Origin of the sequence: Rhodococcus sp. IEGM 1354, from assembly GCF_030056855.1 — a bacterium.
Taxonomy (GTDB): domain Bacteria; phylum Actinomycetota; class Actinomycetes; order Mycobacteriales; family Mycobacteriaceae; genus Rhodococcoides.
In genome coordinates this window covers 46770-59250 of record NZ_JASHKT010000019.1, presented here as the reverse complement: position 1 = coordinate 59250, position 12481 = coordinate 46770, and the positions used below count along the sequence as shown (strand labels likewise).

General features: G+C 62.6%; 13 protein-coding genes and 1 pseudogene. 7 read left to right on the top strand and 7 right to left on the bottom strand.

Translation table 11 applies throughout. The annotated features are described in order from the left end of the window. On the top strand, positions 1-644 hold a 644-nt coding region (locus QM588_RS24855; protein ID WP_283317292.1), incomplete at its 5' end, for an SDR family NAD(P)-dependent oxidoreductase. 32 nt (positions 645-676) lie between these two features. Here the strand turns inward: QM588_RS24855 and QM588_RS24850 are convergent. From QM588_RS24850 to QM588_RS24835, 4 genes are read right to left on the bottom strand one after another with little or no spacing between them, the layout of a single operon-like run. Further along, positions 677-1090, bottom strand: a complete 414-nt coding sequence (locus tag QM588_RS24850; protein WP_283317290.1) for a MaoC/PaaZ C-terminal domain-containing protein — start codon at positions 1088-1090, stop codon at positions 677-679. Continuing rightward, the gene (locus tag QM588_RS24845; protein ID WP_283317288.1) at positions 1087-1545 is read right to left on the bottom strand and encodes a MaoC family dehydratase N-terminal domain-containing protein; all 459 of its coding nucleotides are present in this window, start codon (positions 1543-1545) and stop codon (positions 1087-1089) included. Before QM588_RS24845 ends, QM588_RS24850 begins: the two co-directional genes overlap by 4 nt. A gap of 57 nt (positions 1546-1602) precedes the next feature. Beyond that, positions 1603-2991: a flavin-containing monooxygenase gene (locus tag QM588_RS24840; RefSeq protein ID WP_283317287.1), complete on the bottom strand. Its 1389-nt coding sequence runs from the start codon at positions 2989-2991 to the stop codon at positions 1603-1605. A 40-nt stretch (positions 2992-3031) separates the two neighbouring features. Beyond that, positions 3032-3838: an SDR family NAD(P)-dependent oxidoreductase gene (locus tag QM588_RS24835; protein ID WP_283317286.1), complete on the bottom strand. Its 807-nt coding sequence runs from the start codon at positions 3836-3838 to the stop codon at positions 3032-3034. Positions 3839-3999: 161 nt separating this feature from the next. On the opposite strand from QM588_RS24835, the gene QM588_RS24830 reads away from it, so the two are divergent. Continuing rightward, entirely contained in the window at positions 4000-4602 is a 603-nt protein-coding gene (locus tag QM588_RS24830) for a TetR/AcrR family transcriptional regulator (protein ID WP_283317284.1), read from the top strand. 280 nt (positions 4603-4882) lie between these two features. On the opposite strand, the gene QM588_RS24825 is transcribed toward QM588_RS24830, so the two are convergent. Then, positions 4883-5551 carry an SDR family oxidoreductase gene (locus QM588_RS24825; RefSeq protein WP_283317283.1) on the bottom strand — a complete coding sequence of 223 codons (669 nt, stop codon included), beginning with the start codon at positions 5549-5551 and terminating at the stop codon, positions 4883-4885. 238 nt (positions 5552-5789) lie between these two features. Here QM588_RS24825 and QM588_RS24820 point away from each other — a divergent pair, with 238 nt between their 5' ends. From QM588_RS24820 to istB, 4 genes are all read left to right on the top strand, one after another. Further along, on the top strand, positions 5790-6443 hold the full coding sequence (locus QM588_RS24820; protein ID WP_283317281.1) for a TetR/AcrR family transcriptional regulator: 654 nt from the start codon (positions 5790-5792) through the stop codon (positions 6441-6443). 189 nt (positions 6444-6632) lie between these two features. Beyond that, positions 6633-7472, top strand: coding sequence for a phosphotransferase family protein (locus QM588_RS24815; RefSeq protein ID WP_283317280.1), 840 nt, complete (start codon positions 6633-6635; stop codon positions 7470-7472). A gap of 99 nt (positions 7473-7571) precedes the next feature. Then, positions 7572-9089: an IS21 family transposase gene (istA, locus tag QM588_RS24810; RefSeq protein ID WP_283317278.1), complete on the top strand. Its 1518-nt coding sequence runs from the start codon at positions 7572-7574 to the stop codon at positions 9087-9089. Further along, positions 9086-9889 (top strand): IS21-like element helper ATPase IstB, encoded by an 804-nt coding sequence (gene istB / locus QM588_RS24805; RefSeq protein WP_283317277.1) that lies wholly within the window; start codon positions 9086-9088, stop codon positions 9887-9889. Before istA ends, istB begins: the two co-directional genes overlap by 4 nt. Positions 9890-10627: 738 nt before the next feature. Here the strand turns inward: istB and QM588_RS24800 are convergent. Further along, positions 10628-11058: pseudogene (locus QM588_RS24800) on the bottom strand (alpha-hydroxy-acid oxidizing protein); the annotation flags it as partial. A gap of 6 nt (positions 11059-11064) precedes the next feature. Between QM588_RS24800 and QM588_RS24795 the strand changes: the two are divergent. Further along, a complete protein-coding gene (locus QM588_RS24795) occupies positions 11065-11268 on the top strand; it encodes a universal stress protein (protein WP_442972973.1) in 204 nt (67 codons plus the stop codon). Between the two features lie 43 nt (positions 11269-11311). Here the strand turns inward: QM588_RS24795 and QM588_RS24790 are convergent, their stop codons facing one another. Further along, the gene (locus QM588_RS24790) at positions 11312-12100 is read right to left on the bottom strand and encodes a siderophore-interacting protein (protein WP_283317275.1); all 789 of its coding nucleotides are present in this window, start codon (positions 12098-12100) and stop codon (positions 11312-11314) included. Positions 12101-12481: the final 381 nt, after the last annotated feature.

Sequence of the window (12481 nt, the reverse complement as noted above, 5' to 3'; positions counted from 1 at the left end):
GCGAGTCGTGGAGCGAATTCCTCGAAGCGACGGCCGCCGTCGGGCCGATCGACGTACTCGTCAACAACGCCGGCATCATGCCGATCGGTCGATTCATCGACGAGGACGATGCCATCTCGCGAGCCGTGTTCGACGTGAACGTGTTGGGCTGCGGACTCGGCATGAAGATGGTCGTGCCGGGCATGATCGCCCGCGGGGGTGGGCACGTGGTCAACGTCGCCTCCGCAGTCGGACGGCTGCCCTTGGCCGACGGTGCCAGCTACTCGGCGTCGAAGGCCGCAGTCATCGCGATGAGCGAGGCCGTCCGCGACGAGCTCGCCCACGACGGCATCGACGTCAGCGTGATCCTGCCGACCGCCGTCGAAACAGCCCTGGCCGCCGGCATCTCCCACGCCAAGGGAGTCAAACACCTCGCGCCGGAGGACGTCGCACGGGCGATAGTCGGGGTCGTCCGACGCCCCAGAGCCGAGACGTGGGTGCCTCGCTCGGGTGGACTCATGGTCGCCGCGTCGGCGGTGCTGCCCCGCAGCGTGCGACTGGGTCTGCAGCGGCTGATCAGTGCCGATACGGTTCTGAGCGATGCAGACACGACGGCTCGCGCGTCCTACGAGCAGGAGCTGCGTCGAAAGATCGGGCGGGCCTGACCGGCCGGCGTCTTGCTCGTGAACGGTCTCTTTCACTCGAGTGCGACAACGGCGTCGCCGGTGAGTGTGACGGTGCCGTCGGCGAGGGTGACGGCCAGTTCGATTGTGGCCGTGCGAATTCCGTCGACGTCGTCGATGGAGACGACTGTGCCGGTGGCGGTGGGCTCGGCCAGCACCGGGGTGATGGACGCGAACCGAACCCGGTAGGAGCGAATCGCTTCCTGCGGAACCCAATTGGTCAGCAGTCGACCCAGGTGGGCCATGGAGAGCATGCCGTGGGCGAAGACGTCGTCGAGGCCCACCGACTTCGCGACATCGATGTCGATGTGCATCGGGTTGTGATCGCCGGATGCGCCGGCGAACAGCGCCAGCGTGGTGCGGGAGAGGGTGCCGACGTTCAACGCGGGAAGCTCGGTGCCGACAGTGAGGTGTTCGAAAGATGTCATTGCCGGACTCCCGGATTGCGTACGACGATGACCGTTCGGAGATCGGCGACAGCGGAGCCGTCGACACGGGTGACTGCCGTGTCCTTGACGACGAACTCCAGTGCTCCGCCCTTCTTGGAATAGATGTCGGAAATCGTGGAGGTAGCGACCAAGGTGTCGCCTGCGTGCGCCGTCGAGTGGTACGTGAAGGCCTGTTCGCCGTGCAGGACGAACCGAAGATCGACCCCGAGGTCCGAAATCCACGGGAACGGATCGGGACCGCCCAGTTCGATGGAGAACAAGAACGTCGGGGGCACGGGCAGAGCCGGGTGCCCCGCTGCTGCAGCAGCAGTGCTGTCGAGGTAGATCGGGTTCGTCTCGCCGATGGCCTTGGCGAAGAAACGCAAGCGCGCGGCGTCGACGGTCATCTCGACCGGTGGCAACGTGGTCCCGATAGCGGCGGGATCGATCGGCATGCTTCAGCTCACCTTCTCGTACAGAGTGTTCACGGGCACCGACACACAACTACCTCATCATGGTCGATTCCGAGTCGCCGTAGAGTTGACGGCCTCGCGCATCGAACTCGCGAAGCCCGGCTCCAAGTCACTCCACTTCATCTGCTTCCGAACTCGGGCGAGGTGTTTCTTGTACACCTTCGCGTCGACGTAACCGGCGTGGCGCGGCGAGTCGACGAGGTGGAGGCTGCCGGCGAGATTCGGGCGGTCGTTCGCGATCATCTCTTCGAATTTTCTGGCCGATTCCGGTCGGGTCACCTGGTCCCTCAAGTACTGAGCAATGACGTTCGAAATGTTGTCGAACAGTGTGTATGCGCTCGAGTTGGTTTCGATGAAGCCGATGGTGAACAAGTTACGGTGGTGTCGATTGAAGGCGGTCAAATATTGCGCGGGGCGATCACCGTCCCATTCGAAGATCTCCTTGTCGAGATACGGAATTCGCATTTCGTATCCGGTTGCGTAGAGCACCAGGTCGATCTCGAGGCGCGATCCGTCGGTGAACACGACGTGATCGCCGTCGAACCGTTCGATATCGTTCTTGACCGCGATGTCCGCGTGCTGAAGATGATGCAGCAGTTGACTGTTGAGCAACGGGTGCGTCTGAAACAGCTTGTGGTCCGGTTTCGGCAGGCCCCAGCGGGTGACGTCGCCGACCAGTAGGCGAAGAAGTGCTGACAAGACCGGACGTTCGAGCCACATGGGCATCGTGATGCCCTCGTCGAAGGAATCGGCCGGTCTCCCGAAGACGTGCTTCGGTACGATGTGGTACCCACGGCGAACGCTGATGTAGGCGCTGTCTGCGAACTGAGCAGCGTCGCAGGCGATATCCGCCCCCGAGTTCCCCAGGCCCACAATGAGAACTCGTTTGCCGGCGAAGTCGCGCCCGCTGCGGTGGCTGACTGCATGCCGGATTTCTCCTGTGAAGTTGCCGCGATGACGAGGTACGCGAGGGTGCCAATTGGTACCCGACGCACAGATCACTCCGCGATACCGGCGGGGAGTCTGCCCAGCGGGAGTGACGATCCAGGTGTCGTCGTCTGCACGCACGTCGGTGATCGGGGTCCCGAACTCGATGATCTCCTCGAGCCCGAAAGTGCGTGCGAAATCCTTCGTGTAGTCGAAGATTTGAGCGCGTGACGGGTAATCACCGAAGTGATCGGGCATGGGAAAATCGAAGAATCCGGACACGTCTCGTGAGGAGATGAAGTGCGCCGACTCGTACATCGGGGTTCCAGGGTTGTCGATATCCCAGATTCCGCCTACGTTGTTGTGCCGTTCGAAATGATCGTATTCGACACCGTAGTGGCGCAGAAGTCGTCCAGCACTGAGCCCGGCAGGGCCGGCTCCGATGATAGCGACGGCCGAGCTTCGATCCATCGCTTCCGATTGTGTCGCGTTGCTGTGCATGCCATTTCCTTCAGGGAGGGGACTTCGGGGAGGGGACTGATCACGATGTCGAGGAGGCGAGGTACCGGAGACGCCCGCGTTCACCGATGCGTTCTGCCAGTGGAAGCAGAACAGGTACGAGGCGAGGGAACAGCTGTAACAATTTGACGCTGAGTGCGTCGGTACGCGGTAGAAAAACTTCGAGTCGACCGGTACGGATCGCCTTGTCGACGCCGTCGGCGACGTGCTCGGCCGTGGAGACCGTTCCCACGAAATTCAGCAGGCTGCCGTCGTGATTCGCCTCGTGGCGCAGCATTGCCGTATCGACCGCGCTCGGGTAGACACCCCCGACTGTTACCCCGGACCCCCGAAGTTCGAGGTGCAGGGCCGCGAGAAACGCTCGTAGGCCAGCTTTGGCTGCCGAATACGCAGCCGATCCCGGTATTGGCAACACCGCCCCCTGGGACACTGTTGCGACTATGTGACCGCGACCTTGTCGAGTCATAACCTGCGCCGCCGCCTGCGCCAGGTGAACAGTTGAGGACAGCATGATGCGCAGCTGGCTGTCTATGTCATCAGGATCGGCGTTCACCACGTTGCCCGGAACAATCGTTCCCGCGTTGAGAAATGCGATCTCAAGATTGCTCGACCACTCTGCCGAGACCCGTTCGCGAAGAGATCGGACGGCGGCTGCGTTGTCGAGATCGCATGTGATCGGAACGGCTCCCGTAATGGCGTGCGCAGCGCGAGCGGCCAGGTCATCGTCACGGTCGGCGGCCAGAACCGTGTAGTCCCGGCCGGCCAGACGGCGTGCCACCACCTGGCCGATGCCCCCGGCGGCACCGGTGACGAGTGCGTACTTCTTCATGGTGATCCTCTCGCCAATAAGTTGGTCAACCGACCAAGTCAGTTGACACACTAGCCCAGTAATCCTGATGTGCGCCAGTGCAGAATTGCGGTCTCGGATATGGATCGAGTTGCGCGACCGAGAGGCCGTACGCTGATCGCATCTGCGAGGAAGGGGGCTACGTGGCTCGACTGACGGCCGAGAACCGCCGCGCGCTGCTGGTCGAGGCGGCTCTGACCGTGATGGCCAGGGATGGGGTCGCTGCAGCTACCACACGATCGATATGCGCCGAAGCAGCGATGCCGCAGAGTGCATTCCATTATGCATTTCGATCCAAAGCAGAGTTACTGCAACGGATCACAGAAATTTCGGTCGGTACGGTCACGACCGACCTCGATCAGCTCGCACTCGACGAAAGAGATCTGCGCACCACGCTCGTGGCGGCGATGGACCGCATCCACGAGTCGATCGTGGTCGACGCCCCCCGGCAGGCGGTGGTCTACGAGTTGACGCTACTGGACATGAGAGCGCCGGAGGATCCCGGATCTCTCGGTCGCTGGCAATACAGCCTCTACACTCAACGGGCGGCATCGCTGCTGGCCTCGGTTGCCGAACATGCGGATGTTCGATGGACAGTCGACCTTCACGCCCTGGCTCGACTGGTGGCCACTGCGATCGACGGGACCGCCCTTGCGTGGCTCGCCGACCGAGATTCCGATGTCTCGAGGGCGTCGCTGCATGTACTGGCGGACGCCGTGGTCGCCCTGGCTGAACCGAGGTCGTAATGGTCGGCCATGCTTGAGGGGCGGCGCTTGGCGCCAATGGTCGTGACGAGCAATCGCGCGGCGTCGACGGTAATCTCGATCGGTGGCAACGTGGTCCCGATAGCGGCGAGATCGATTGCCACGGTTGACGCCAGCGGGAGCCGAGGGCCCTTCAGGCGTCGCGTACTTCACACACCAGAGGGCTGGTCACTCACGAGCCGGCACACATGAGCCTCCCCGCGGCGCGCGAACCGGTGCCACTGAACCGATGGTCGGTCGGGTGGCGACAATCGTCGTCTGGTCAACGGGCACGGACCACGACGTCACGAATATCGGCGTCGGACGGCGCATTCACCGCGTTGGCCACCATATTCGCGACGGTCTCAGGGCTCAAATAAAGCGAGGGGTCGTATTTGTCCCCCGCATACGCGATCAAACCCTCTTGCATCACCGTCGCGATACGCCCTGGGTAGATCGACGTCACACGCAATGATGGTTCGTCGTTGCGCAGCGACTCGGCGAACCCGCGTAACGCGAACTTGCTCGCCGAATACGACGCCAATCCTGGTGAGACATTGATGCCAGACCCTGAATTGACGAAGACCACATGGCCTTCAGCGGCACGCAAGGCAGGCAGGAGCGCCAAAGTCAACGCTACAGCACCAATAACGTTGACTTCCATAGTATTTCGCCACTCAGCCGCACTCGATTCAGCTACTCGAGCGGGGAACGCGACGCCGGCGTTATGAACGAGGACGTTCAACCGGTCAATCGAGTGGACGGCCGCTGAGAGTTGTTCGGTATCAACCAAATCGACTGGCAGCGCGGTGGCACCGAACCGCGTGGTCACCTCGTCGAGCCGCGACGACGGCCGCCCCATCAGAAACAGCCTGTGCGTCGGAGCCAGTGCCTCGGCCAGTGCCGTGCCAAGGCCGCCGGCAGCGCCTGTGATCATCGCGGTAGTGAGCATGTTGCCGATCCTAGCGAGCTGCAACTCGGGTAGCGCCCGAAAACCCTCGAATCGATTGGCCAACTGCCTACGCGCCCACGGGTGCGAACCAAAGATCTACGAGGGGACGGCAATGAGCTCCGCGCAACTCCGGTCCTACGAATCGGGAGTACGCACGGCGCAAGGCCCCGCAACTCGCAGAGGCGCGCGCACGTTCGGCTGTCATCGCGGGAGCCTGGTTAGGTCGTATGGTTGTTCCGTGAGCGCGCGAGACACCATCATCGTGGCAGCTGAGCGTTTATTCGCAGAACGGGGCATCGACGACGCCTCGCTCCGCGAGATCACTCGCGCTGCCGGCGAACGGAATGTGAGGGCACTGCAATATCATTTCGCCGACCGGCGTGGCCTAGTGGTGGCAGTCCTGGAATTCCATGCTCACCAACTCGCGGTGCAGATGCACGATCGACTCGACGCCCTCGAGCATGCGCCCGACTCAGACGCACGCAGCGTTGTGGAATGCTTCGTCGCGCCACTGTGCGCCATCGCGTGGACTCCACGAGGGCTCTGCTTTGCGCAGATCGCCGCCGAGGTGATCGGGCGCGCACGGCATTCACCCAGCGGAAAAGACGACCCGCTCCAGGTTCTCGTCGACGACCCGGATGGGGCAATTCAGCGATGGGCTCAGATGATTGCGCCTTTCATGTCGCCCCTGGTCAGCGGCGGACCGTTGCATCAGCGATTTGCCCTGTTGAGATTCGCTTATGTCGAAGTCGCCCGCCAGGCGCAGGTCGCCCATCCTCCGCGAAATCGGGCGTTGTTCGAGTCGCACCTGACCGACTTGTTGACCGCACTCGCGGAGGCCCAGCCCTCAGGCGGGACTATGGCGGCGCTGGAAGACCGGAACCGCGCCTAGCGCGAAGGCGGAATCGGCCGAACGCTTTACTAATGCACTTGCATCACTTAATCTGAAGCGGTGACCGGCCATCCGACAAGACCGAGTACCGAGCGAGATCTTGAATCCGACTTGAGGTCATGGTCGCGCCAACACATAAACGAGAAGGCCGACATTGCCGACCTCTTGCCTCTAGGAGGCCACGCCGGCTTGAGCTACCGTTTCGACGCCGTTTCTCCCGGCGGTATCAGCCGGCGGCTCGTCATTCGTCTCGCTCCGGCCTCAGGGCGTCAGGGAGGACCCGCCGACGTCCTACGTCAGGTTCCGCTGCTCACTGCTTTGAGTCGGGCCCAGCTTCCGGTGGCTCCACTGGTCTGGTCGACGCCGAGCCGAGAGCAGTTCGGCACGGATGCGATCATCCAGGAACGACTGCCGGCGAACTCGATCGATATGTTCGGACCCTCCCCCGCTTCGGCGGAAGAAATCGTTGCAAATCGAGTACCCCTGAGCAAAGCCGTCGAGACCTTGGCCATGTTCCACAGCTTCGACTGGCGACGCGATCTGCAGGGATGGTCTGAACCTCAGACCCCAACCTCGTTGCTGAACCTGACGTCGCGAGTTCTGGCCCGGTCCCCCGAGCCGAGCTGGCAAGACCACGGGCTACGTCTCCTCGAATCGCTGGCAGCGACACAACCCGGGCCGGGGCCGGTCGGGCTGGTTCACGGCGACTTCCAGACCAACAACGTGTTGTTCGATCCAGATGGTCCGCAGGTCGTGGCAGTGGTGGATTGGGAGCTTGCCGATATCGGACCGCAAGAACTCGACCTGGCCTGGGCCGCAATGATGGCTGATCCACGGTGCTGGGACACCAGCGTGGCTGCGGGCCTCCGAGTACGGGCCGAACCGGAAGAAGTCTTCGGCTGGTACGGCAAGGAACCATCTCCGCGCTTGTGGTGGCACTTCGCTCTGGCATGCCTGCGCTACGTGTCCGTGGCCATGAAAAAGTACCCACTGGTGGCCAGGTCGAGGTCCCCACTGGTGGCCAACTGAAAGTCCCCACCCCGTGTTCGTCGTGTCGATCAGGAACTTCTGGCCCGAGCGGTGACGGTGAAGGTGCCAACCACACACCGCACCGCCCGGGGAGTTCCATTGAAGTCTGCGAAGGAACGCATGGACATCATTTCCGCTTACCGCGAAGTCGGGTCGTATCGAGGAGCCGCCGAACTCGTCGGCACCACCCACAAGACCGTCAAACGCACCATCGACAAATTCGAAGCCGACCAGGCCGGCAACACACCACCGCCGCGGGCCGAGCGTGAACGCAACTACGCCGCCGTCACCGACCTGGTAGCCGAACGGGTCGACAAATCTCAGGGCCGAATCTCCGCGAAACGAATCCTGCCGATCGCCCGCAAGGCCGGCTATGCAGGATCGGACCGCAACTTCCGACGCCTGGTCGCCGAGGAGAAGAAACGGTGGCGCACCGACCATCACCGCGGCCGACGGCCCGCGGTATGGGCACCGGGTGACTACCTGATCATCGACTGGGCCACTGTCGGCGGACTGCACCTGTTCTGCGCCGTCATGGCCTACTCGCGGTGGCGGTTTGCTGCATTCGCCACGGACGAGAAAGCAACCACCACAATGGCATTGATCGCCGAAGCACTTGCCGCTGTCGGTGGTGTCCCGCGCAAGGTCCTCGCCGACCGCATGGCATGCCTCAAAGGTGGGGTCGTCGCGAACGTCGTCATCCCCACCCCGGACTACGTCCGGTTCGCTGCTCATTACGGGTTCGCACCGGACTTCTGCCACGCGAACGACCCACAATCGAAAGGCGTCGTGGAGAACCTCGTCGGATACGCCCAACGCGATCTCGCTGTCCCGTTGCTCACCGAATCAGCCATCGCCGACACCACCGTCGATGTCCACGCAGCCAACGCCGCCGCCAGGGTGTGGTGCACGGAAGTCAACGCCAGGGTGCATTCGGAGATATGCGCGATCCCGAACGACAAACTCGACGAAGAGCGAGAGTTGTTGTCGCCATTGCCATCGCTCCGACTGGAGATCGGTCCACCGCCGGTGACCCGCAAAGTCGACCGCTTGTCCTGCGTGCGGTTCGCGTCCGCGCGCTACTCCGTGCCGGTGCGGTTGATCGGCGCGACCGTCACCCTCGTCCAGACCGAGGGACGGTTGGTGGTTGTCGAGCCGGCCACCGGTGAGGTCGTCGCCGAACACGACCTGGGCCAGCCGGGGACCGCGTCGGTCCTCGACGAGCATTACGGCGGTGCCCGCCCCGCACCCCATCGTGGTCCCAGGCCGAGAACCACTGTCGAGCAACAGTTCTGCGCACTCGGACCCGAAGCAGAAGCATTCCTCGTCGGTGCCGCCGCGATCGGCAACACCAGGCTCGGATCCGAGCTCGAGATCCTGCTGGCACTCGGCGCAGCACATGGCACCGAACTGTCGGTGGCGGCGTTGACCCGGGCGGTGGCGTTCCGTCGATTCCGGGCCGCGGACGTCCGATCGATTCTCGCTGCCGGTGCCGGAGCGCCACAGCCCAGGCCGGCCGGGGACGCGTTGATTCTGGACCTGCCGACCGCACCGACGCGCTCCCTCGATGCCTACGCCATCCGGACCCCTGCCGCCGATACGCAGGTGCCGTCATGACCGACACCACCACTGCACACTCTCCGAAGGCTGCTGCGCCCCAGCATGTTCCCGAACTCGCTGCTGATCTCGACGCCGGACTGCGGCGCCTGAAACTGGCTGCAATCCGCCGGACCGCACCGGAGGTGTTGATCACTGCGAAGACGCAACGCTGGACCCCGGAAGAAGTGCTGCGGACGCTCATCGAGTCCGAACTCGCCGCACGTGATGCCTCCAACATCGTCCACCGGCTCAAAGCTGCCGCGTTCCCGGTGACGAAAACGTTGGAGTCCTTCGATGTCGCAGCGTCATCGATCCAGCCGAAGGTGTTCGACTACCTCTCCAGCCTGGAATGGGTTCGGGCACAGTCGAACCTGGCGATGATCGGACCTGCCGGGACAGGCAAGTCTCTTACCTTGATCGGGCTCGGTGTCGCCGCCGTCCACGCTGGACACAAGGTCCGCTACTTCACCGCCGCCGATCTCGTCGAAACCCTGTATCGCGGATTGGCAGACAATACCGTCGGCAAGATCATCGAATCACTGCTGCGGGTCGACCTGATCATCATCGACGAAATGGGCTTCGCCCCGCTCGACGACACCGGCACGCAATTGCTGTTCCGTCTCGTCGCCGGTGCCTACGAACGCCGCTCGTTGGCGATCGGATCGCACTGGCCGTTCGAGCAATGGGGCCGGTTCCTGCCCGAGCACACCACCGCCGCCTCGATCCTCGACCGATTGCTCCACCACGCCACCATCGTCGTCACCGACGGCGAGTCCTATCGCATGAAAGACGCACAACACCGAAAGGACCGCCCCTGAAAAACCGGAAACATCAACACGGGGTGGGGACTTTCACCTGGCCACCAGCGGGGACTTCAACTTGGCCATTGACACCTGATCGGTGTCGGACAGCCACGGTATCGGGTGGACGGAGAGCGCCATGCCGCATCGACAGACCTCGCGAACTCGTGACAACGAGACTCATTCGTCGCGAGAACATATCGCCCTCAAGTCAGTAGGACCGCGCAACTGCAGGCCCCACCGGATTTGTCCGACAACTTGTGGACAAATTCTGCTCCATGCCAGGCGTCCGCGATCCGGCGACGACTTTGCATCAGCGCACTTGACGTCGATTGGCGGGTTTCGTCACCGCCCTTGTGTGGCCGGGGTTTCGCTACCCGGCTGCCTGCTTGAACTGTCATGGAGTTGCGGAGCTGAACGAGAGAAAGGCTGTCCCAGTGATACAAGACGATGTCAGTAGGTGGAGGCCGGGAGTTCGCTGCGGCGATGATGCTTGCGGAGCCGAGCCTTCACCAAATTGGCTACAAAAAACGAGCAAGCAGAACCTCATATCTGAAATAGCGCAGCACTAACCACGGTCCTAAGCCGGGGCATTCCCTGACAACGGCCTCCTCGCCTCGACAATGTCCCACAACCACTGACCCTTTTCAGAATCGATCACACCTCGACCATGCATCGGTCCGTATACCTTGCGCTGAGTGAAGGCGACGAAGCGCAGAGCCCACCGCGTGGGAGTGCGAGTTTGGCGTCGCTGAGTTACGCAGGGTAAGTCCAGGATGTCCCGGAGCTGGCCGACCTCTTGATGGAGGGCCGGCCGAAGTCGGGGGGCACGACGACATCGGCGGGTCCGAGGGTATGAATCGACGAGTGTCCGAGTCCCAGCACCGTGGAGTCCAGGCCGCCGCGCAGGATGTCGAGCACGTTTTCCACGCCGGCCTGACCGTTCGACGCCAATCCCCACAGATACGCCCGCCCGATCAGCACCGCACGCGCGCCGAGAGTGAGTGCCTTCGCCACATCACTGCCGCCTGATTGCACCGTCGAGGGTGACCTCCACCTGATCGCCCACCGCGTCGGCAATCGCCGGCAACACCCGAACAGACGCCGGTGAACCGTCGAGATTGTTGCCCCCGGTGATTGGACACAGAAATCGCGGTACCCCCGGCGCCGACGGCACGTTTCGCGTCGCCGTCATGGACGGTGACGATGCCGACGTCCTGGTCATCGGAATCAGGCACCGATCGGCGGTGGGAAAACTGCTGATGGGCAGCTCCGCCCAGCAGTTGCTGCTCTCGTGCCCAAGCCAGTTCTGGCAGTTAAACCAGCTCGCTGACATTTCGATCTGTGAGAACTGTCGTTGCCTGCTGCGCACCGGCGCAGCAGGCAACGATATCTGACGAATGAACCTCCAGCACCACAATTGCGACCAGGTTCGGGTTGTCAGCCCGGGCTGCTCTTGCCATGCCTCCAGTATCCACCGAAAGTAATGTCGGACTTGGGAGTTCCTCGATCGTTCACCAGATGCCGCCGCAGTCCTGTCGGCAACTTGTGTTCACCGGCAACCCAGGTGTAGAACTTCCCGTCCGCAAGTGGCGCATCCTTCATTTCCCGCAGCAGCTTCGTCCCGGGCACTTCGCTCGGGTCATCGCGAACGATCCAGTGAATCTTTGATGACTGTGGGGCGTACACCTGCTCGGGGATGTCGGACGCCAGCGGAACTTCGAGGAACACCTCTGCCTGCACATCCTCAGGAACACACTCGAGAATCGACAAAATTGCCGGCACAGCACTTTCTTCACCTGCCAACAGATGCCACTGAGCATCCGAAGGCGGCAAATAGGTGTAGCCCTCGTCGAAGATTCCTACCGGGTCGCCGGGCTGCGCGTGCTCGGCCCATGCCGACGCCGGGCCGGGCACGGTTCCGTGATCGGCGTCGCCGTGACGTACGAAGTCGATGTCGATCTCGCTGTCGCCGGGCCTGAACCGCCGGATGGTGTAGTTGCGCACCCATGGACGCCGCGACTTCGGCTGGAGTAGGAACTGCCCCAGCCACGCATCATTGGACACCGTCGGCATTCGCAGCTGGATCTGTCCGTCTCGGGGAAAGAACAAGCGAACAGCCTGATCGAAGCCGACGTAGTCCAGATCTGCAAGACCCTCTCCTCCCATGGTGACTCTGCGGAAGCTCGGACTGAGTCGAACGTTGCTGGTGACTGTCAACGCGGTCATTCGCCGACTTTTCGGACGTTGCACTTTTGGAATCACACTCATTGGACAAACTTTCGATAGTGGGCAGGCACTTGCAAGTGCTTGAACTTAGGTTAGCCTTTCCTCTATTTCTGATCAAGTGGTTGCTATGCGGGGCCAGCGAGTCCGACCGATCGACGTGAAAGACCCCGATCGGTTGTCGTAGGTGTGTCCACGGCAATCTGCCGCCAGATGCCACCGCACTCCCCAGCTGCCACGACGTCATCGCGCCGCGGAACGGTCATCGGGTCGATGGCGACTTTGCCCCAGACACGGATGCGTCCTCAGATAACACGGATCAACCGAGGTCCGGACGAGCAGGCGACTCCGTATCGCCCCACGCTCGCGTCCACGCACTACCCA

Bases quoted from the DNA above. Each gene is read 5' to 3' on its own strand.
- QM588_RS24850 (WP_283317290.1), bottom strand. From the start codon at position 1,090: ATGACATCTTTCGAACACCTCACTGTCGGCACCGAGCTTCCCGCGTTG.
- QM588_RS24845 (WP_283317288.1), bottom strand. From the start codon at position 1,545: ATGCCGATCGATCCCGCCGCTATCGGGACCACGTTGCCACCGGTCGAG.
- QM588_RS24840 (WP_283317287.1), bottom strand. From the start codon at position 2,991: ATGCACAGCAACGCGACACAATCGGAAGCGATGGATCGAAGCTCGGCC.
- QM588_RS24835 (WP_283317286.1), bottom strand. From the start codon at position 3,838: ATGAAGAAGTACGCACTCGTCACCGGTGCCGCCGGGGGCATCGGCCAG.
- QM588_RS24825 (WP_283317283.1), bottom strand. From the start codon at position 5,551: ATGCTCACTACCGCGATGATCACAGGCGCTGCCGGCGGCCTTGGCACG.
- istB (WP_283317277.1), top strand. From the start codon at position 9,086: ATGACCGACACCACCACTGCACACTCTCCGAAGGCTGCTGCGCCCCAG.
- QM588_RS24795 (WP_442972973.1), top strand. From the start codon at position 11,065: ATGGACGGTGACGATGCCGACGTCCTGGTCATCGGAATCAGGCACCGA.
- QM588_RS24790 (WP_283317275.1), bottom strand. From the start codon at position 12,100: ATGACCGCGTTGACAGTCACCAGCAACGTTCGACTCAGTCCGAGCTTC.